Source organism: Streptomyces sp. CGMCC 4.7035, assembly GCF_031583065.1.
Classification (GTDB): Bacteria; Actinomycetota; Actinomycetes; order Streptomycetales; family Streptomycetaceae; genus Streptomyces; species Streptomyces yaanensis.
The window spans coordinates 7,165,330-7,184,667 of record NZ_CP134053.1; the positions used below are offsets into that span (position 1 = coordinate 7,165,330).

At 68.7% G+C, this 19,338-nt stretch carries 13 protein-coding genes and 2 rRNA genes; 6 read left to right on the top strand and 9 right to left on the bottom strand.

The window, feature by feature from the left end:
* The first annotated feature begins 16 nt into the window (after positions 1-16).
* Complete coding sequence (locus Q2K21_RS31520) at positions 17-1,219, top strand: winged helix-turn-helix domain-containing protein (protein WP_310777957.1); 1,203 nt, start codon at positions 17-19, stop codon at positions 1,217-1,219.
* Here Q2K21_RS31520 and Q2K21_RS31525 read toward each other — a convergent pair.
* The 7 genes from Q2K21_RS31525 to mtnA form a co-directional block, all read right to left on the bottom strand.
* On the bottom strand, positions 1,216-1,962 hold the full coding sequence (locus Q2K21_RS31525) for a response regulator transcription factor (RefSeq protein ID WP_310777960.1): 747 nt from the start codon (positions 1,960-1,962) through the stop codon (positions 1,216-1,218). The genes Q2K21_RS31520 and Q2K21_RS31525 overlap by 4 nt on opposite strands.
* Before the next feature lie 205 nt (positions 1,963-2,167).
* A complete protein-coding gene (gene hpf / locus Q2K21_RS31530; RefSeq protein ID WP_386276775.1) occupies positions 2,168-2,860 on the bottom strand; it encodes a ribosome hibernation-promoting factor, HPF/YfiA family in 693 nt (230 codons plus the stop codon).
* A 315-nt stretch (positions 2,861-3,175) separates the two neighbouring features.
* Complete coding sequence (locus Q2K21_RS31535) at positions 3,176-4,036, bottom strand: ComF family protein (protein ID WP_310777965.1); 861 nt, start codon at positions 4,034-4,036, stop codon at positions 3,176-3,178.
* Between the two features lie 225 nt (positions 4,037-4,261).
* Positions 4,262-6,091 (bottom strand): LpqB family beta-propeller domain-containing protein, encoded by a 1,830-nt coding sequence (locus tag Q2K21_RS31540; protein ID WP_310777968.1) that lies wholly within the window; start codon positions 6,089-6,091, stop codon positions 4,262-4,264.
* The gene (mtrB, locus tag Q2K21_RS31545; protein ID WP_310777971.1) at positions 6,081-8,123 is read right to left on the bottom strand and encodes an MtrAB system histidine kinase MtrB; all 2,043 of its coding nucleotides are present in this window, start codon (positions 8,121-8,123) and stop codon (positions 6,081-6,083) included. Before mtrB ends, Q2K21_RS31540 begins: the two co-directional genes overlap by 11 nt.
* Position 8,124: 1 nt before the next feature.
* Positions 8,125-8,814: a two-component system response regulator MtrA gene (mtrA, locus tag Q2K21_RS31550; RefSeq protein WP_015659998.1), complete on the bottom strand. Its 690-nt coding sequence runs from the start codon at positions 8,812-8,814 to the stop codon at positions 8,125-8,127.
* A gap of 8 nt (positions 8,815-8,822) precedes the next feature.
* Positions 8,823-9,968 carry an S-methyl-5-thioribose-1-phosphate isomerase gene (gene mtnA, locus Q2K21_RS31555; RefSeq protein ID WP_310777977.1) on the bottom strand — a complete coding sequence of 382 codons (1,146 nt, stop codon included), beginning with the start codon at positions 9,966-9,968 and terminating at the stop codon, positions 8,823-8,825.
* Positions 9,969-10,108: 140 nt separating this feature from the next.
* On the opposite strand from mtnA, the gene Q2K21_RS31560 reads away from it, so the two are divergent.
* From Q2K21_RS31560 to Q2K21_RS31580, 5 genes are read left to right on the top strand one after another with little or no spacing between them, the layout of a single operon-like run.
* A complete protein-coding gene (locus Q2K21_RS31560; protein ID WP_310777979.1) occupies positions 10,109-11,461 on the top strand; it encodes a glycerophosphoryl diester phosphodiesterase membrane domain-containing protein in 1,353 nt (450 codons plus the stop codon).
* 4 nt (positions 11,462-11,465) lie between these two features.
* Positions 11,466-12,182, top strand: a complete 717-nt coding sequence (locus Q2K21_RS31565) for a DUF4129 domain-containing protein (protein WP_310777982.1) — start codon at positions 11,466-11,468, stop codon at positions 12,180-12,182.
* On the top strand, positions 12,179-13,369 hold the full coding sequence (locus Q2K21_RS31570) for a DUF4350 domain-containing protein (RefSeq protein ID WP_310777984.1): 1,191 nt from the start codon (positions 12,179-12,181) through the stop codon (positions 13,367-13,369). The genes Q2K21_RS31565 and Q2K21_RS31570 overlap by 4 nt, the downstream gene beginning before the upstream one ends.
* A complete protein-coding gene (locus Q2K21_RS31575) occupies positions 13,369-14,358 on the top strand; it encodes an AAA family ATPase (RefSeq protein WP_310781345.1) in 990 nt (329 codons plus the stop codon). Before Q2K21_RS31570 ends, Q2K21_RS31575 begins: the two co-directional genes overlap by 1 nt.
* Entirely contained in the window at positions 14,358-15,668 is a 1,311-nt protein-coding gene (locus Q2K21_RS31580; RefSeq protein ID WP_310777987.1) for a DUF58 domain-containing protein, read from the top strand. The genes Q2K21_RS31575 and Q2K21_RS31580 overlap by 1 nt, the downstream gene beginning before the upstream one ends.
* Positions 15,669-15,809: 141 nt before the next feature.
* Here Q2K21_RS31580 and rrf read toward each other — a convergent pair.
* Positions 15,810-15,926 (bottom strand): 5S ribosomal RNA (gene rrf / locus Q2K21_RS31585).
* Between the two features lie 88 nt (positions 15,927-16,014).
* Positions 16,015-19,135 (bottom strand): 23S ribosomal RNA (locus tag Q2K21_RS31590).
* Between the last annotated feature and the right edge of the window lie 203 nt (positions 19,136-19,338).

The following is a 19,338-nucleotide window of genomic DNA, read 5'->3' on the forward strand; positions in this document are numbered from 1 at the left end:
CCCTACGGTGTCCCCCATGCCGAGCCTCCCGCGCCCCACCACCGAACTGTCCGCCGACGACGCCCGTCGCATCGCCCTGCGCGCCCAGGGCTTCCTCGGCGCCCCCAACCGCAAGGCAGGCGTCCGCGGCGTCCTCCGCCATCTGGGCGCGGTCCAGCTCGACACCATCTCGGTCCTCGCCCGCTCCCACGAACTCATCCCGTACGCCCGCCTCGGCGCGATAGGCCGCAAGACGGTCGACACGGCGTACTGGACGCCGTCGGCGGGCGGTACCTCCGCTGCCCGGCCCCACGCGTTCGAGTACTGGTCCCACGCCGCCTGCATCCTGCCCATCGAGGAGTGGCCCCACTTCGCCTTCCGCCGCCGCGCCTACCGCTCCCGCCCGCACTGGCACCACGCGCTCCCGGACGGCGTCTACGACCAGGTCGTCAAGCAGCTGCGCGCCGAAGGCCCCCTCACGGCCACGGACTTGGGCGGCGCGAAGAAGACCAGCGAGTGGTGGGACTGGTCCGGCACAAAGGTCGCGGTGGAGCGCGCGCTGATGTACGGCGAGGTGGTGTGCGTCGAGCGCCGCGGCTGGAAGCGGGTGTACGACCTCGCCGAGCGCGCCGTCCCGGAGGCCCTCCTCCATGACGAGCTGGACGACGCGGAGTGCCTGCGCCGTCTCGTCCGCCTCGCCGGCCAGTCCCTCGGCGTCGGCACCCGCGCGGACATCGCGGACTATCACCGGCTCAAGGGCGAGCAGGTCGACGCCGTGATCGCGGACTCGGGCCTGGTCCCGGTGACGGTGGAGGGCTGGGGCAAGCCGGCCTGGGCGGACCCGGCGGCCCTGGAGACCCCGCCGCGCGGCCGCCACCGTACGACGCTCCTGTCGCCGTTCGACTCCCTGATCTGGGAGCGGGCGCGCACGGAACGGATCTTCGGGTTCACGCACCGCCTGGAGGCGTACGTCCCCAAGCCGAAGCGGGTGTACGGCTACTTCGCGATGCCGGTCCTCGCCGGCGGCCGGCTGGTGGGCCGCGTGGACCCCGCTCGTGAGGGCCGCACACTGGTCGCCAAGCAGGTCACGCTGGACGAGCCCAGGGCGGTCCCGGCGGTGGCACAGGCCCTGCTGGAGGCGGCTACCTGGGTGGACTGCACGAACGTACGCGTGGAGCGGGTCGACGCACCGGCCCTGCGCGAGCCCCTCCTCCGGGAACTGGCCCGCACCCTGGGCTAACGGATCTCCAGGATCTTTTCCCGCATCGCATAGACCACGGCCTCCATCCTGGAGTGCAGCTGCAGCTTCTCCAGGATGTTGCGCACATGGTTCTTCACGGTGTTCTCGGAGATGAACAGCTCCTTGGCGATGTCCCGGTTGTTCATTCCGGTGGCCACCAGCTTGAGGACCTCCAGCTCCCGGTCGGTGAGCCGCGGCGCCGGAACCAGCCGGCGCTCGTCCGTCCGCTGGATCATCGACTTGAACTCGGTGAGAAGTTTCGACGCCATGGAGGGGCTGATCTGCGACTGCCCGTCGGCGACCGCCCGAATGGCCGTGGCCACCTCGTCCGTGGAGATCTCCTTGAGGAGATAGCCCGTCGCGCCGGCCTTGATCGCGTCGTAGAGATCGGCCTCTTCGTCGCTGATCGTCAGCATGATGATCTTCGCGCTGGGCGCCACCTCCTTGATGGAGGTGCATGCCTCGATCCCGCCCCGCTTGGGCATCCGTACGTCCATCAGCACGATGTCGGGCAGCAGATCGGCCGCCTTGTCGACCGCCTCCGCACCGTCCCCCGCCTCACCGACGACCTGGATGTCCTCCTCGGCCGCCAGCACGATCTCCAGGCCGCGCCGGAAGAGGGCGTGGTCGTCCACGACGAGGACCCGGATGGGTTCCTTGCGTGGAGAGCCCGCTTCCGGGCCCATGCCGACGACGCCGTCGTCGGCGCCCCCGTCGCGCATCGGTCCGAAGCTGTCCGCCATCGTTCCTCCCCCTGAAGGCTGTGGCCTGTGGTCCCGTGCCATCGCCAACCCAAGGCAACGACCCAACGGTTGAGCCGTTGCGGCCATGATTTCATGCCTGGACGACAGTCAGGTGACAGAGCGCGGAGCGAACTGGTCGCACACCGGTGCCCCTGGGGGCGCACGGGCTCACCAGGGGCACCGGTACGGTCGTCACACGGCAGGGTCAGCCACCGAGCGCTCCGCCTGCGTCGGCCGACTGCGCCTGAGCCACCATCTGGTCCGTGCTGAGGTGGATGACGCCGTAGTCGTAGGCGTGCCGCCGGTAGACGACGCTGGGTTGCTTGGTCTCGGAGTCGACGAACAGATAGAAGTCGTGCCCGACCAGCTCCATTTCGTAGAGCGCCTGGTCGAGCGACATCGGGGACGCGACGTGGGTCTTCTCTCGGACGACGAGGGGGCCTTCACCCTTCACCTCGAGCGATCCGATCTTCTTGGTCGGCACGCCCTCCGGCTCCTCCTCCGACACGACGCTGCCGTTGCCGTTGAGCGTCGCGGCGCCGGGGACGTGGTCGGGCACCTCGGCTGCCGTGAGCCTGCGGACCCCCCGGCGCGTGTGGCGCTTGTCGTGCTGCTTGCGCAGCCGGGCCTCCAGCTTCTCCGCCGCCAGGTCGAGTGCCGCGTACGGATCACTGGCCGCTGCCTCCGCCCGGATCACCGGCCCGCGGGAGCGGAGCGTGATCTCCACTCGGTCGGAACGGTCGGCCTGTCGGGGGTTGGGCTCCTTGGACACCTCGACGTCGAGGCTGATCACCTTGCCATCGAGCTTCTGGATCTTGTCCAGCTTCAGCTTCTCGGCCACGTGCTTCCGGAACCGCTCGGGCACCTCGGTCTTGCGGCCCTTGACGACGATGTCCACGCAGAACTCCGTTCCCGGATCGCTCCGCATCCCTGGCGGAGCATCTCCCTTGTGCACCAGGTTCCGGCGAGTCCCGGAACCACGGACGTGGTGACTTCCACCTCCTCCTCCCCCGTGGGCGAGATCTCCACCCCACCACTGCGGGTGATTGCAGAAAACCCGCAGCAAGGCATTCGGATATGCGGGGGATGGCCTGCGCCTTTCCCTCACAACTGAACATATCTCGCCCGGCCGGATGTCGTCACCCTCTACTGCCGCGTACCTCCGTTCAGGCGAATTGACCTGCTCATTACCTGCAACGATGGAAGTTCTCAGTCAGTTCCGGTTCTTTTCAAAAGAATCCGGTGAGGCGGCGACCACCGCCGCGCAGATCCCGTCTCCCACGCCGTTCCCGGCGGCCATTCCGTGCGACGACCGGGGCCCGTGCGCCGGTGCCGTCCTCTCCAATTCTCTCTGTTCCCCCCTTGCTTCCCCTGTCGCGCGCGCATACACCTCCGTGTCCGCCATCTCAGCGTCCCCGAACGCCGCCCGTACCGCTCGGGCCGCCTCCGTCAGCGAGGCGCCCGTCGTCATCAGGTCGTCGACGAGGACGACCCGCCCGCCGGTCAGCAGCCGGGCGCCCCCTGCGGCCACGTCCAGCGCGCCCGCGAGATTGGCCAGCCGCTGCCGGGAGTTGAGGCCCGACTGGTCGGCCACGGGCCGCCGCTGCCGCAGCACGGCCGCCACCCGGGCCGCGGTCCCGGCCCGGCGCAGCTCACCCGCGGCCGCGAGCGCGATCCGCCGTGCCGGATCGTGCCCCCTGGCCCGCACGGCATGGCGTGAGGAGGGCACGGGCACGAGCAGCAGGGGCACCACCCGACCGGCAGCGGTCCCGGATCCGGCCGTGTCCAGCCCCGCCCGTACGGCCCTCGCCAGCGCCGTGCCCAGCGGTCCCGCGAGCGTCAGAACGCCACGCTCCTTGTGCGCCAGCAGAGTGGCGCGCACCGCGCCCCCGTACGGAGCCGCCGCGTGCACCACCGGCAGCCCCACCGGCTCCGGCACCGGTCGCACCCGGCGCGGTGCGGTGCTGTGGAGTGCCGCGCGGCACTCCGGGCAGAGCACCGTGCGCGGCCTCCCGCAGCCTCCGCACTCGGCCGGCAGCACGAGATCGGTGAGGTCCTGCCACCACCGCCGCATGCCCACCACTGTGCCAACACCCGCAACGGCCTGCCAGCCCTGTGGACAACCGCCTGTGGACAACCGATGGACGCCCGCGGACCACGGGGCCCGGGCGGGTTGCAGGCACACGCGGACCGGGGCCGGGGCGGGTCGCACGGGCTCACCCGCACACGCCTGCCAGCGAGCCCCGTCGCCCAAGGGAGCCCCGATGGCCCCGCTGGCCCCCGATGGCCCCGACACAGTTCACCCTGGGTAGACGGGGGCCGTCCCCTTGACCACCTTCTGCCACTGCGCCCCGGCCGACAGCCGCACGATCCCGTCCTCCGAGTACGCCACCAGCGGCAGCCGCTCGTCCTCGGACGCCGCGATCTGCTTCGCTCCCGTGAGCGAAGCCGGCGGATTGCCCGCCGGGGTGGAGCCGTCGACCTGCACGTACCGCATCTGCTGCACCCCGCCGGCCTCACTTCCCACCAGCACGAGCCTGCTGTCACCGGCCCACGACATGGCCGTGACCTCCTCCAGCTGGGGGGTCACCGAGTGCTGTTCGAGGATCGAGACGGCAGGCCGCCCACCGGTACCGCTCTCCCGCTCCACGCGCCCGATCTGCAGGGACGTCTTGCCACCCTTCTCCACGATCAGCGCGATCCGCACCCCGTCGGCCGCGACCCGCACCGCGTTGATACGCCCGTCCAGGCCCGGCGTGCGGACCTCCACCGGCTCGCCCGCGCCCTGCTGCAGCATCACCAGCCGCGGATGCTTCGGATCGCGATCGGCCACCCACAGGTCGCCGCCGCCGTCCCAGCTCGGCGTCGTCAGCCGGTCGTCCGTCGACACGCCCTGGCTGGTCAGTACCGGCTGCCCGAGCGAGGCACCCGACGCCAGCGATCCGACGTACAGGTACCGTCCGTCGGCCGACACCCCGGCCGCGGTGTCCTCGTCACGCGAGACGGCCGCCGCCCGCAGCTTGCCGGCCCCTTCGCCCAGCGCGCCCGGCACCGGATCGGGCTCCGTGGAGTCACTGCGGCTGGACAGGCGCACCAGCCGCTGCTTGCCGTCGATGAAGTACTCGTACTCCGGCCGGTTGCCGTTGCCGTGCGAGGCGATGATCTCGGCGCGGCCCTCGTTCAGCTCGCACAGCTGGCTGCCGTTCGAGCGCTCCAGCTCCACCTCGCTCACGCCGGTGGGCGTCAGGTCCTGGAGCGTGAACAGCAGCTGCGCCGCCATCCTGGTGCACTGCGTCTGCCCGACCTTGTCGGCCTTCTCGTTGAGCGGCACCGTCAGCTTGTTCTGGTCGTCGGGAGACAGCGAGGTGACGCCCTTCCTGAGCGCCGTGCCCGAGGGGAAGCTGGACGTCGCCACCGGGTCCAGCCAGCGCGTGGGGCCCCTCAGCAGCGCCCGGACCATCGACGTCACCGGATCCACCTTGCTGCGCACGTACACCGGGTCGGCGACGGTGCTCAGCTGTCCGTTCGCAGCGGCGGGCGCCTTGGAGGCGTAGTAGAACTTGTTGACCGACACATAGTTGCGCTGGAAGTCGGACTTGCCCATGACCACGCCCGGCGGCAGCGAGTCGATGCGCCACTGGTTGGTCTTCTTCTCCTGCGTGAGGTGCACCGTCCTCCGGTACGTCCCCGAGTCCGGGGCGTACGCGTGCTGCGCATCCACCACCGCGAGCCTGCTGCCGGTCAGCGTGTACGCGTAGTCCTCGCCCGCTTCCCGGTTCCGGACAGGCTCGGGAACGGCGTTCGGCCCCTCGGACAGCACAGTCGTGGACTCGTCCGGGTTCCACCGGCGCGAGGCACTGTCGGTCAGATATTCGCGCGCGATCTCGTACTGCGGGTCGTCGCTGGTCAGCGCCTCCAAGAAGCCCTGCACGATCTCCGCGGGCCCCGCGTTCTCACGCGGCGGCATCGCGAAGACACGGACCTGCGCATCCTGCCGTGGCGTGGACTCGACTCCGCTCAGCCCCCCGCTGTCCGGCATCGAGGCGCACCCGGCCAGCAGTACGGCACCACAGCCGACGTACGCCCCGATGCGCAGCGAGCGGCGACGGCCGCCCCCCTCAGCGCCCACCCGATGCCTCCCCTTGCTCGCGCTCGGCGGGCCCGCCGCCCTGCGACGGCTCCTGTGTGCTGTCGTTCTGCCGCCGGACGGCACCGACAGGCCGCGGCACCACACGCGCGCCGTTGCCGGGCAGCGCGGTCGGGTCGGCCGTGGGCGTCACCGTGGCCAGCCGCGGCGCGATGGAGGCGCGTTCGCTCGAGGACTGCGCCGGCACCGTGGCGAGCTTTCCGGACCCGTCCTGCGGCAGACCCGCGTCGTTGAGTCCGCGATTGCGCCGTGAGTCCTTGGGCTCCAGCGGTATCGGCGAGCCCCGCAGCGGCTCGTCCGCGGTCCGCGGCAGCGTCAGCCGGAACTGCGAACCGCCACCCGGCTCGCCCCACGCCTGCAGCCAGCCGCCGTGCAGCCGCGCGTCCTCCAGGGCGATGGACAGCCCCAGGCCCGTACCACCGGTGGTACGTGCGCGGGCCGGGTCCGCCCGCCAGAAGCGGCTGAACACCCGGGTGGCCTCGCCGGGCTTGAGCCCCACACCGTAGTCGCGCACGGCGATCGCGACCGCGCCGCCCGCCGAAGCGAGCCTGACCACCACGTCCTTGCCCTCGCCGTGCTCCACGGCGTTGACGACGAGGTTGCGCAGCACCCGCTCCACGCGCCGGGCGTCCGCCTCGGCCACGACGGGCTGCTGGTCGCCGACGACACGTATCCGTGTGCCCTTGCGGTCGGCGAGCGGCTCGGCGCCGCTGACCACCCGCCGTACGACCTCACGCAGGTCGATCGGTTCGGCCTCCAGCGCCGCCGCGCCCGCGTCGAAGCGGCTGATCTCCAGCAGGTCGGCGAGCAGCGTCTCGAACCGGTCCAGCTGATCGGCCAGCAGCTCAGCCGACCGCGCGGTCACCGGGTCGAAGTCCACGCGCGCGTCGTGGATGACATCGGCGGCCATCCGCACGGTCGTCAGCGGCGTGCGCAGCTCGTGCGACACGTCGGACACGAACCGCCGCTGCATCCGCGACAGGTCTTCCAGCTGCTGGATCTTCAGCTGGAGGTTCTGCGCCATCTTGTTGAAGGCCTCGCCCAGACGCGCGATGTCGTCCTCGCCGGTGACCTTCATCCGTTCCTGAAGCCGCCCGGCGGACAGCCGTTCGGCAATACCGGCGGCCATCCGTACGGGTGTGACGACCTGGCGCACCACGAGCCAGGCGATGGCCCCGAGAAGCACGACGACGAAGAGCCCGGCGGTCGCCAGCGTCCCCTTCACCAGGCTGAGTGACTTCTCCTCCTGGGTGAGCGGGAAGAGGTAGTACAGCTGGTACGGGTGCCCGTTCGGGTCGTTGATCTGCTTGCCGATGATGAGCGCGGGCTGCCTCTCGCGACTGCTGTCGGTGTAGACGATGCGGGTATAGCTCTGGGCCACACCCATGCCGCCGTCGACGCGCTTGCGCAGGCTTTCCGGCACGCTCTGGCTCGGGTCCACACCGCCCGACGCGCGCGGCCCGAGGCCCCGGTTGTCGTTGTCCGCGGCGGTGGTGCTGAGCGTGACCACGTCGAAGGCGCCCTGGCCACCGCTGGAGAGCGACTCGACGAGGTCGCCCATCCACCCGCTGACATTCTGCACGGGGTTGTTGCCCGTGCCCGAGTTGTCGTCCCCGCCGCCCGCGCTGGCCGCGCTGTCGGCCTTCTGCCCGGCGCCCGTGAAGCCGCCGACGGCCTGGCTCTGCGACGCCTTCACCTTGGCGTCCAGCAGACCGTTGCGTACCTGGCCGATGACGACGAAACCCAGCAGCAGCACCACACCGAGCGACATGAGCAGGGTCGTGACGACGATCTTGAGCTGGATGTTGCGCCGCCACAGCCGCATCACGGGCAGCAGCGGACGACGGATCCAGCGCATGAGAAGCCTGAGGACCGGGCTGCCCTGGACTCCGCCCTGGAGCAGCCCGCCCTCGAAGAACCGTTCCCACCGGGAGCCCGTCGTCCCCCGTCCGACAGACCGCCCCGGACGGGTTCCCGGACCACCGGGCGCCGAAGCGGCACTGTCCCGGGTCATGTCAGCTCGGTCCTGCCTTGTACCCGACGCCACGGACGGTCACCACGATCTCCGGCCGCTCCGGGTCCTTCTCGACCTTGGAGCGCAGCCGCTGGACATGGACGTTGACGAGGCGGGTGTCCGCCGCGTGGCGGTAGCCCCAGACCTGCTCCAGCAGGACCTCGCGGGTGAACACCTGCCACGGCTTGCGCGCCAGCGCCACCAGCAGGTCGAACTCCAGCGGCGTCAGCGCGATCGACTGCCCGTCCCGCTTCACGGAGTGACCGGCCACGTCGATGACGAGGTCACCTATGGCGAGCTGCTCCGGTGCCGGCTCCTCCGACCTCCGCAGCCGCGCCCGGATGCGGGCCACGAGCTCCTTCGGCTTGAACGGCTTCACGATGTAGTCGTCCGCGCCCGACTCCAGGCCGACCACCACGTCCACGGTGTCGCTCTTGGCGGTGAGCATCACGATCGGCACGCCGGACTCCGCCCTGATCAGGCGGCACACCTCGATGCCGTCCCGTCCGGGCAGCATCAGGTCGAGCAGCACCAGATCGGGCTTGGTCTCACGGAAGGCGGCCAGCGCCTTGTCACCGTCGGCTACGAAAGACGGCTCAAAACCTTCACCACGCAGCACGATGCCGAGCATCTCGGCCAGTGCGGTGTCGTCGTCGACGACAAGGACTCGTCCCTTCATAAACGACATCATCCCATTAACTAAATCGTTACCTGGCGTGACCTGTCACACAGCGCGGCGAGGGCCTCGGCGGTCACGGGCGACACGGCCCCCTCCTCGGTGACGATCGCCGTCACCAGTTCCGGCGGCGTCACGTCGAACGCCGGGTTGTACGCCTGGGTCCCCAGAGGTGCCACCGGTATCCCGCCCCCCGCTTCCGCTCCCGCCACCGGTACCCGAGGTGCTGTGACCTCCGTCACCTCATGCCCGGCGCGCTGCTCCACTTCTATGGACGCGCCGTCAGGCGTGTCCGGATCCACCGTCGTCACCGGGGCCACCACGATGAACGGCACGTGGTGGTACCTGGCCAGCACCGCGAGCGGATAGCTCCCCACCTTGTTCGCCACCGAACCGTCGGCCGCGATCCGGTCCGCCCCGATCAATACCGCATCCACCTCACCGGACGCGAACAGCGAACCCGCCGCATTGTCCGTGAGCAAGGTGTACGCCATCCCGTTGCGGGCCGCCTCGTACGCCGTCAAACGAGCACCTTGCAGCAACGGCCGCGTCTCGTCCACCCACAGCCGCCGCAGCCGCCCCGCCCGGTGCGCCGCCAGGGCCACCGCGAACGCCGTACCTTCCCCGCCGGAGACCAGCGCGCCCGTGTTGCAGTGCGTGAGCACCCGGTGGCCGCCGCCCGGCAGCAGTTCGTCCAGCAGTGCGAGTCCGTGCCGCGCCATCCGCGCGCTGGCCTCGGCGTCCTCCCGGTGCAGGGCCCGTGCCGCGCTGAGCGCCGCCTCGGCGGCCTGCCGCGGATCGCCACCGCCGGCGAGCGCGGCCCGGTACGCGGCCAGGGCCCTGCGCACGCCGACGGCGAGGTTCACCGCGGTGGGCCGGGCAGCCTCCAGCGCGGCGGCGGCCTCGTCCACGTCGAAGCCGCGTGCGGCGGCGAGCGCGACGCCGTACGCCCCGGCGATCCCGAGCAGTGGCGCCCCGCGCACCGCCAGGGTGCGGATCGCGTCCACCAGCGCGGGCGCGTCCGTACACACGAGCTCGACCTCCTCGGCCGGCAGCCTCCTCTGGTCGAGAAGGGCGAGTACGGGGCCTTCGGGCGGCTCGTCCCAGCGGATCGCGGACATCCCTGCCGACCGGTTGTGCTCGCCGGATTGCGCGTACTGATCAGCCATGCGGTCAGTCTGCCCCGTACCTGGCGGACAATTGAAGGTGTGCAGCCAGTACAACCCCCGGTCCCTCGGCGGGCACAGCGTGGCACGATGGCTCCCAACTCGCCGCCGCGACCGCGGACGGGCACCGTGAAGGAGCGACGATGAACGACACTCCGGGCTGGGCCTCGCCCGGATCTGCCCCCTCCAACGGGCAGCAGCCGGACTCCACCGGCCCGCAGCCCCCGGAACAGCCCTCGGACCAGGCCGGCACCGATCAGCCGCAGCCGCCGACGAAGTGGTCCAAGGAGCAGCCCCCGTCCGGGCAGTGGACCGCTCCTCACCCTCAGGGCCCCGGCCAGGCCCCGCCACCACCTCCGCCCGGCCCGGGCTGGGGCGGCCGCCCTCCCGCAGGTCCCGGCGGCTACGGCGGCCCGGGCGGCGGCTACAACGGCTGGGGCGGTGGCCCCAACCGGGGCTACGGCGGCCAGCCGGGCTGGGGCGGCAACTGGGGCCCGCCCCCCGCCGCCAAGCCCGGCGTGATCCCGCTGCGCCCGCTCGGCGTCGGCGAGATCCTCGACGGCGCGGTCTCCACCATGCGCACGTACTGGCGCACGGTCCTCGGCATCTCGCTGACCGTCTCGGTCGTCACGGAGATCATCGTCGTCCTGCTCCAGGGGCTCGTCCTGGACGACAGCGCCACCACGGACACCCTCAGCGACCCCAGCGCCTCCCTCGACGAGGTCAGTCGTGCCCTGGGCGACACGATGCTGAGTTCCGGTGTCGTCTTCGTGGTCGCCCTGCTGGGCACCATCGCCGCGACGGCGCTGCTCACGAACGTCACCAGCCGGGCAGTCCTCGGCAAGTCGGTCACCACCGGCGAGGCCTGGCGCGATGCCCGCCCGCAGTTGCTGAGGCTGATCGGTCTCACGCTCCTGCTGCCACTCCTGGCCTTCGTGATCATCGCCGCGGGCACTCTGCCCGGCATCGCCGTGGCTCTGGCCGGCTCGGTCGGCGCCGGCGTGGCGCTGGCCGTCCTCGGCGGCCTCGGTGCCGGCGTGGTCGCTGCATGGATCGTGATCCGCTTCTCGCTCGCCTCGCCCGCGCTGATGCTGGAGAAGCAGAGCATCCGCAAGTCGATGAGCCGCTCCGCGAAGCTGGTGCGCGGCTCGTGGTGGCGGGTCTTCGGCATTCAGCTGCTCGCCCAGATCATCGCCGGCATCGTGTCGTCGATCATCGTGGTCCCCTTCGCTTTCCTCGCCGGGGCGCTCAGCGGGGACGGCCTCAGCAGCCTCGTCAACGGCAGCACCGGCAGCCTCGGCTGGACGTTCCTCATCGTCAGCGGGATCGGTGCGGTGATCGGGCGCACGCTCACCTTCCCGATCACCGCCGGTGTGACCGTGCTGCTCTACATCGACCAGCGCATCCGCCGCGAGGCCCTCGACCTCGACCTGGCCCGCGCCGCCGGCGTCCAGGGCTACGGCTCCGAGGCCCCCGGCACCACCCCGCGGAGCTGATGCCGTGAGCCTGACGGGGGGAGTTCTGAGAGTCGTACCGGTGCTGTGGCGCTCGGACGACGAACCGCCGATCACCATCCCGCGCGACCCCGCGCGGGAAGCGGCCCGGCGGGAACTGTCCAAGCGCATGTACCACGAGAACGACCCAGGCCTGCTGCAGCGCGCCCTGAACGCGTTCTGGGACTGGGTCGACCGGCTCTTCGGCGCCGCCTCGACCGCGACGCCCGGCGGCTCGGTCGGCCTCCTCGTCATCGTGCTGGCCGTGCTGGCGATCGTCGGCGCCCTGTGGTGGCGCCTGGGCACCCCACGCCGCATGCCCACCTCGTCCGCGACGCTCTTCGACGACCGCCCCCGCAGCGCCGCCGAACACCGCGCGACCGCCGAGGCGCACGCCGCCCAGGGCCACTGGAACCAGGCCGTCCAGGAACGCATGCGTGCCGTCGTCCGCTCCCTGGAGGAACGCGCACTCCTCGACGTACGCCCCGGCCGCACCGCCGACGAAGCGGCCTCCGAGGCCGGCCGCACGCTCCCCGACCACGCGGACCGACTGCGCGCCGCCGCCCGGGACTTCGACGACGTCACATACGGCGGCCGGAGCGCCGGCGAAGGAACATACCGCCGGCTCGCCGCCCTCGACGACGACCTGGAGCGCGCCAAGCCCCAGCTCACGAACAGCGCCCGCAGCACGGCCCACAACGCCGACCAGGGAGCCGCCGGATGACCGCCGAGGCCACGCTTCCGTCCACCTCGGCCTCGCCCACCGCACGCCAGGTGTGGACCCGCGCGCGCGGTGTCCTGCTCGCCGTCGTCCTCCTCCTGATCGGCGCCATCACGATCGCCGTGCTCCGCTCCGACACCCAGCACGGCCGCCTCGACCCGCGCTCCGTCGACCCCTACGGCAGCCGCGCCGTCGCCGAACTCCTTGCCGACCACGGCGTGTCCACCCGCGTGGTCACCACCCTGGACGAGGCGCGAGGCGCCGTCGGCCCCGACACCACACTCCTGATCGCCGTACCCGACCTGCTGACGAACCGTCAACAGAAAGTGGTGCACCAGGCGACGCAGCACTCCGGCGGCCGGACGGTCCTGGTCACCCCCGAGACATCGGTCGCCACCCTCGCCCCCGGAGTCTCGGCCGACCCCGCCATCAGTTTCGACTCGACCCTGGACCCCGACTGCGCCATGCCCGCCGCCCGACGAGCGGGCAGCGCCGACACGGGCGGCGTCCGCTACGTCACGAGCGACGCCCACGCCGACACGTGCTACCCCAGCGACGGCCTGCCCACCCTGGTGCGCCTCCCGGCCGCCTCCGGGAACGGCGACACCGTCGTACTCGGCGCGCCCGACATCCTCTACAACGACCGCCTCGACAAGCAGGGCAACGCCTCGCTCGCCCTCCAACTGCTCGGTTCCCGCACCCACTTGGTCTGGTACCTCCCCTCGCTCTCCGACACCTCGGCCACCGACTCGGGCAGGAAGAGCTTCCTGGACCTGCTTCCCTCCGGCTGGCTCTGGGGCACGCTGCAGCTCTTCATCGCCGCAGCCCTGACCGCCCTGTGGCGCGCACGCCGACTGGGCCCCCTCGTACCCGAAAAACTCCCCGTCGCGATCCGTGCCTCCGAGACCGTCGAAGGCCGCGCCCGCCTCTACCGCAAAGCCACGGCCCGCGACCGCGCGGCCACCGCCCTGCGCTCCACCACCCGCACTCGCCTCGCCCCCCTCGTAGGCGTCCCCGTCACTCAGGCGCACTCGCCCGAAGCTCTGCTCCCCGCGCTGTCCACCCACCTCCACGGCGACGGACAGACCCTGCACACCCTCCTCTTCGGCCCGCCGCCCGGCGACGACGCGGCCCTGATCGCCCTCGCCGACCAACTCGACGCCCTCGAAAGAGAGGTACGCCGTCCATGATGGACCCGACCACTGACAACGCCGGGAACACTGGGGACCCGGGCGCCGCCCGTACCTCCCTGGAGGCCCTGCGCGCCGAGATCGCCAAAGCCGTGGTCGGCCAGGACCCCGCAGTGACCGGCCTCGTCGTCGCCCTCCTGTGCCGTGGGCACGTCCTGTTGGAAGGAGTCCCCGGCGTCGCCAAAACCCTGCTCGTCCGCGCGCTCGCATCCGCGCTCGAACTCGACACCAAGCGCGTCCAGTTCACGCCGGACCTGATGCCCAGCGATGTCACCGGCTCCCTCGTCTACGACACCCGCACCGCCGAGTTCTCCTTCCAGCCCGGCCCGGTCTTCACCAACCTCCTCCTCGCGGACGAGATCAACCGCACCCCGCCCAAGACCCAGTCCTCCCTCCTCGAAGCAATGGAGGAGCGCCAGGTCACGGTGGACGGCACCCCGCGCCCGCTCCCCGAGCCGTTCCTGGTCGCCGCGACGCAGAACCCGGTCGAGTACGAGGGCACCTATCCCCTCCCCGAAGCCCAACTGGACCGCTTTCTCCTCAAACTGACGATCCCTCTCCCCTCTCGCCAGGACGAGATCGACGTCCTCACCCGCCACGCCGAGGGCTTCAACCCCCGCGACCTGCGCGCCGCCGGCGTACGCCCCGTGGCAGGCCCGGCTGACCTGGAAGCCGCACGTGCCGCCGTCGCCAAGACGACCGTCTCGCCCGAGATCACCGGCTACGTCGTGGACATCTGCCGCGCCACCCGCGAATCCCCGTCCCTCACCCTCGGCGTGTCGCCCCGTGGGGCCACGGCCCTGCTCGCGACCTCCCGGGCCTGGGCCTGGCTGACGGGCCGTGACTACGTCATCCCCGACGACGTGAAGGCCCTGGCTCTCCCGACGCTCCGTCACCGTGTCCAGCTCCGCCCGGAGGCGGAGATGGAGGGCGTGACCGCCGACTCGGTCATCAACGCGATCCTCGCCCACGTCCCCGTCCCCCGCTGATGGCACTCACCGGACGAGCCGCCCTCCTGGCGGCACTCGGCAGCCTCCCGGTCGGCATCTGGGAACCGAGCTGGACGGGCATTCTCGCCGTCAACGGCCCCCTCGCCCTGGCATGCGCCTGCGACTTCGCGCTGGCCGCACCCGTACGCCGCCTGGGCCTGACCCGTTCCGGCGACACCTCTGTACGCCTGGGCGAAACAGCCGATGTGACGCTCACCGTCACCAACCCCTCCAACCGCCCCCTGCGCGCCCACCTGCGCGACGCCTGGCCGCCCAGCAGTTGGCAGCCCGGCACCGAAGTAGCCGCGTCCCGACACCGTCTGACGGTCCCTCCGGGCGAGCGCCGCCGTCTGACAACACGTCTGCGCCCCACCCGCCGAGGCGACCGCCAGGCGGACCGCGTCACGATCCGCTCGTACGGTCCACTCGGTCTCTTCTCCCGCCAGAGCACACACAAGGTCCCGTGGACGGTACGGGTCCTGCCTCCGTTCACCAGCCGCAAGCACCTGCCCTCCAAACTGGCTCGCCTTCGCGAACTGGACGGCCGCACCAGCGTGTTGACCCGCGGTGAGGGAACGGAGTTCGACAGCCTGCGCGAGTACGTTCCCGGGGACGACACCCGCTCCATCGACTGGCGGGCGACAGCACGCCAGAACACAGTGGCGGTACGCACCTGGCGCCCCGAACGCGACCGCCACATCCTCCTGGTCCTCGATACGGGCCGCACCTCCGCCGGACGCGTCGGCGACGCACCGCGCCTGGACGCCTCCATGGACGCGGCGCTCCTGCTGGCCGCCCTGGCCTCCCGGGCGGGCGACCGCGTGGACCTGCTCGCCTACGACCGCCGGGTCCGCGCCCTGGTCCAGGGCCGTGCCGCCCGCGAGGTGCTGCCGTCGCTGGTCAACGCGATGGCCACATTGGAACCGGAACTCATCGAAACGGACGCCCGGGGCCTCACGGCGACCGCACTCCGCACGGCCCCGCGCCGTTCCTTGATCGTCCTGCTGACCACCCTCGACACCACCCCCGTCGAAGAAGGTCTCCTTCCGGTACTCCCACGCCTCACCCAGCGCCATACGGTGCTGCTCGCCTCGGTGGCGGACCCGCACATCGCCCGCATGGCGACAGCTCGCGGCAACCCGGACGCCGTGTATGAAGCAGCGGCGGCGGCCCAGGCGCAGACGGAACGCGACCGCACGGCTGAACAGCTACGTCGCCATGGCGTCACGGTCGTGGACGCGACACCGGACGATCTCGCGCCGGCGCTGGCGGACGCGTATCTGGCGCTGAAGGCGGCGGGTCGTCTCTGAGTTCGCGGTTCATGGTGGTTCTTCATGGTGGTTCATGGGTGCTCATGTGGGGGGAAAGGCGCATCCCTCATGAACCCCATAAACTGAACCCATAAACGCAGAAAACCCCGCACCGTGAGGTGCGGGGTTTTCTCAATATTTGTTCGGCGGCGTCCTACTCTCCCACAGGGTCCCCCCTGCAGTACCATCGGCGCTGTAAGGCTTAGCTTCCGGGTTCGGAATGTAACCGGGCGTTTCCCTCACGCTATGGCCACCGAAACACTATGAAACAGACAACCCGACCGCTGCTGTGACTACAGCGGGGTTGTTCGTGGTTTCAGAACCAACACAGTGGACGCGAGCAACTGAGGACAAGCCCTCGGCCTATTAGTACCAGTCACCTCCACACGTTGCCGTGCTTCCAGATCTGGCCTATCAACCCAGTCGTCTACTGGGAGCCTTACCCCATCAAGTGGGTGGGAGTCCTCATCTCGAAGCAGGCTTCCCGCTTAGATGCTTTCAGCGGTTATCCCTCCCGAACGTAGCCAACCAGCCATGCCCTTGGCAGAACAACTGGCACACCAGAGGTTCGTCCGTCCCGGTCCTCTCGTACTAGGGACAGCCCTTCTCAAGACTCCTACGCGCACAGCGGATAGGGACCGAACTGTCTCACGACGTTCTAAACCCAGCTCGCGTACCGCTTTAATGGGCGAACAGCCCAACCCTTGGGACCGACTCCAGCCCCAGGATGCGACGAGCCGACATCGAGGTGCCAAACCATCCCGTCGATATGGACTCTTGGGGAAGATCAGCCTGTTATCCCCGGGGTACCTTTTATCCGTTGAGCGACGGCGCTTCCACAAGCCACCGCCGGATCACTAGTCCCGACTTTCGTCCCTGCTCGACCCGTCGGTCTCACAGTCAAGCTCCCTTGTGCACTTACACTCAACACCTGATTGCCAACCAGGCTGAGGGAACCTTTGGGCGCCTCCGTTACTCTTTAGGAGGCAACCGCCCCAGTTAAACTACCCATCAGACACTGTCCCTGATCCGGATCACGGACCCAGGTTAGACATCCAGCACGACCAGACTGGTATTTCAACGACGACTCCACAACCACTGGCGTGGCCGCTTCAAAGTCTCCCAGCTATCCTACACAAGCCGAACCGAACACCAATATCAAACTGTAGTAAAGGTCCCGGGGTCTTTCCGTCCTGCTGCGCGAAACGAGCATCTTTACTCGTAGTGCAATTTCACCGGGCCTATGGTTGAGACAGTCGAGAAGTCGTTACGCCATTCGTGCAGGTCGGAACTTACCCGACAAGGAATTTCGCTACCTTAGGATGGTTATAGTTACCACCGCCGTTTACTGGCGCTTAAGTTCTCAGCTTCGCCCCACCGAAATGGAGCTAACCGGTCCCCTTAACGTTCCAGCACCGGGCAGGCGTCAGTCCGTATACATCGCCTTACGGCTTCGCACGGACCTGTGTTTTTAGTAAACAGTCGCTTCTCGCTGGTCTCTGCGGCCACCCCCAGCTCAGGAAGCAAGTTCCCTCACCAGGTGTGGCCCCCCTTCTCCCGAAGTTACGGGGGCATTTTGCCGAGTTCCTTAACCATAGTTCACCCGAACGCCTCGGTATTCTCTACCTGACCACCTGAGTCGGTTTAGGGTACGGGCCGCCATGAAACTCGCTAGAGGCTTTTCTCGACAGCATAGGATCATCCACTTCACCACAATCGGCTCGGCATCAGGTCTCAGCCTCATGTGCGACGGATTTGCCTATCGCACGGCCTACACCCTTACCCCGGGACAACCACCGCCCGGGATGGACTACCTTCCTGCGTCACCCCATCACTCACCTACTAACCGCTTGGTTCAGCGGCTCCACCACTTTCCTTTCCCCGAAGGGTCCGGAACGGCTTCACGGCCTTAGCATCACGATGCTCGATGTTTGACGCTTCACAGCGGGTACCGGAATATCAACCGGTTATCCATCGACTACGCCTGTCGGCCTCGCCTTAGGTCCCGACTTACCCTGGGCAGATCAGCTTGACCCAGGAACCCTTAGTCAATCGGCGCACACGTTTCTCACGTGTGAATCGCTACTCATGCCTGCATTCTCACTCGTCAACCGTCCACAACTACCTTCCGGTGCTGCTTCACCCGGCAGACGACGCTCCCCTACCCATCACAGCAGGCGTTGGCCCTATATGCTGCAATGACACGACTTCGGCGGTACGCTTGAGCCCCGCTACATTGTCGGCGCGGAATCACTAGACCAGTGAGCTATTACGCACTCTTTCAAGGGTGGCTGCTTCTAAGCCAACCTCCTGGTTGTCTGTGCGACTCCACATCCTTTCCCACTTAGCGTACGCTTAGGGGCCTTAGTCGATGCTCTGGGCTGTTTCCCTCTCGACCATGGAGCTTATCCCCCACAGTCTCACTGCCGCGCTCTCACTTACCGGCATTCGGAGTTTGGCTAAGGTCAGTAACCCGGTAGGGCCCATCGCCTATCCAGTGCTCTACCTCCGGCAAGAAACACACGACGCTGCACCTAAATGCATTTCGGGGAGAACCAGCTATCACGGAGTTTGATTGGCCTTTCACCCCTAACCACAGGTCATCCCCCAGGTTTTCAACCCTGGTGGGTTCGGTCCTCCACGAAGTCTTACCTCCGCTTCAACCTGCCCATGGCTAGATCACTCCGCTTCGGGTCTTGAGCGTGCTACTCCAACGCCCTATTCGGACTCGCTTTCGCTACGGCTTCCCCACACGGGTTAACCTCGCAACACACCGCAAACTCGCAGGCTCATTCTTCAAAAGGCACGCAGTCACGAGAACAAGGCAAGCCTTGTTCCGACGCTCCCACGGCTTGTAGGCACACGGTTTCAGGTACTATTTCACTCCGCTCCCGCGGTACTTTTCACCATTCCCTCACGGTACTATCCGCTATCGGTCACCAGGGAATATTTAGGCTTAGCGGGTGGTCCCGCCAGATTCACACGGGATTTCTCGGGCCCCGTGCTACTTGGGTGTCTCTCAAACGAGCCGCTGACGTTTCGACTACGGGGGTCTTACCCTCTACGCCGGACCTTTCGCATGTCCTTCGCCTACATCAACGGTTTCTGACTCGTCCTGTTGCCGGCAGACAACAGAAGAGAGATCCCACAACCCCGCATGCGCAACCCCTGCCGGGTCTCACACGCATACGGTTTGGCCTCATCCGGTTTCGCTCGCCACTACTCCCGGAATCACGGTTGTTTTCTCTTCCTGAGGGTACTGAGATGTTTCACTTCCCCTCGTTCCCTCCACACTGCCTATGTGTTCAGCAGTGGGTGACAGCCCATGACGACTGCCGGGTTTCCCCATTCGGAAACCCCCGGATCAAAGCCTGGTTGACGACTCCCCGGGGACTATCGCGGCCTCCCACGTCCTTCATCGGTTCCTGGTGCCAAGGCATCCACCGTGCGCCCTTAAAAACTTGGCCACAGATGCTCGCGTCCACTGTGCAGTTCTCAAACAACGACCAACCACCCGTCACACACCAAAACCTTGGTGCTTCACCGGGGCCGGCACTGAAGACAGACCTTGCGGCCGTACCTTCAGATACCCAACAGCGTGCCCGACACCCTCGCCTCTCCATCTCGCGTTCCACGCCGAAGCAGTACTAGCGACCAGAGCAGGTCAAGT

What these genes read in the sequence shown, in the direction of transcription:
- Q2K21_RS31520 (WP_310777957.1), top strand. Translation starts at nt 17, where the DNA reads ATGCCGAGCCTCCCGCGCCCCACCACCGAACTGTCCGCCGACGACGCC.
- Q2K21_RS31525 (WP_310777960.1), bottom strand. Translation starts at nt 1,962, where the DNA reads ATGGCGGACAGCTTCGGACCGATGCGCGACGGGGGCGCCGACGACGGC.
- Q2K21_RS31535 (WP_310777965.1), bottom strand. Translation starts at nt 4,036, where the DNA reads ATGCGGCGGTGGTGGCAGGACCTCACCGATCTCGTGCTGCCGGCCGAG.
- mtrB (WP_310777971.1), bottom strand. Translation starts at nt 8,123, where the DNA reads ATGACCCGGGACAGTGCCGCTTCGGCGCCCGGTGGTCCGGGAACCCGT.
- mtrA (WP_015659998.1), bottom strand. Translation starts at nt 8,814, where the DNA reads ATGATGTCGTTTATGAAGGGACGAGTCCTTGTCGTCGACGACGACACC.
- mtnA (WP_310777977.1), bottom strand. Translation starts at nt 9,968, where the DNA reads ATGGCTGATCAGTACGCGCAATCCGGCGAGCACAACCGGTCGGCAGGG.
- Q2K21_RS31560 (WP_310777979.1), top strand. Translation starts at nt 10,109, where the DNA reads ATGAACGACACTCCGGGCTGGGCCTCGCCCGGATCTGCCCCCTCCAAC.
- Q2K21_RS31570 (WP_310777984.1), top strand. Translation starts at nt 12,179, where the DNA reads ATGACCGCCGAGGCCACGCTTCCGTCCACCTCGGCCTCGCCCACCGCA.
- Q2K21_RS31575 (WP_310781345.1), top strand. Translation starts at nt 13,369, where the DNA reads ATGGACCCGACCACTGACAACGCCGGGAACACTGGGGACCCGGGCGCC.
- Q2K21_RS31580 (WP_310777987.1), top strand. Translation starts at nt 14,358, where the DNA reads ATGGCACTCACCGGACGAGCCGCCCTCCTGGCGGCACTCGGCAGCCTC.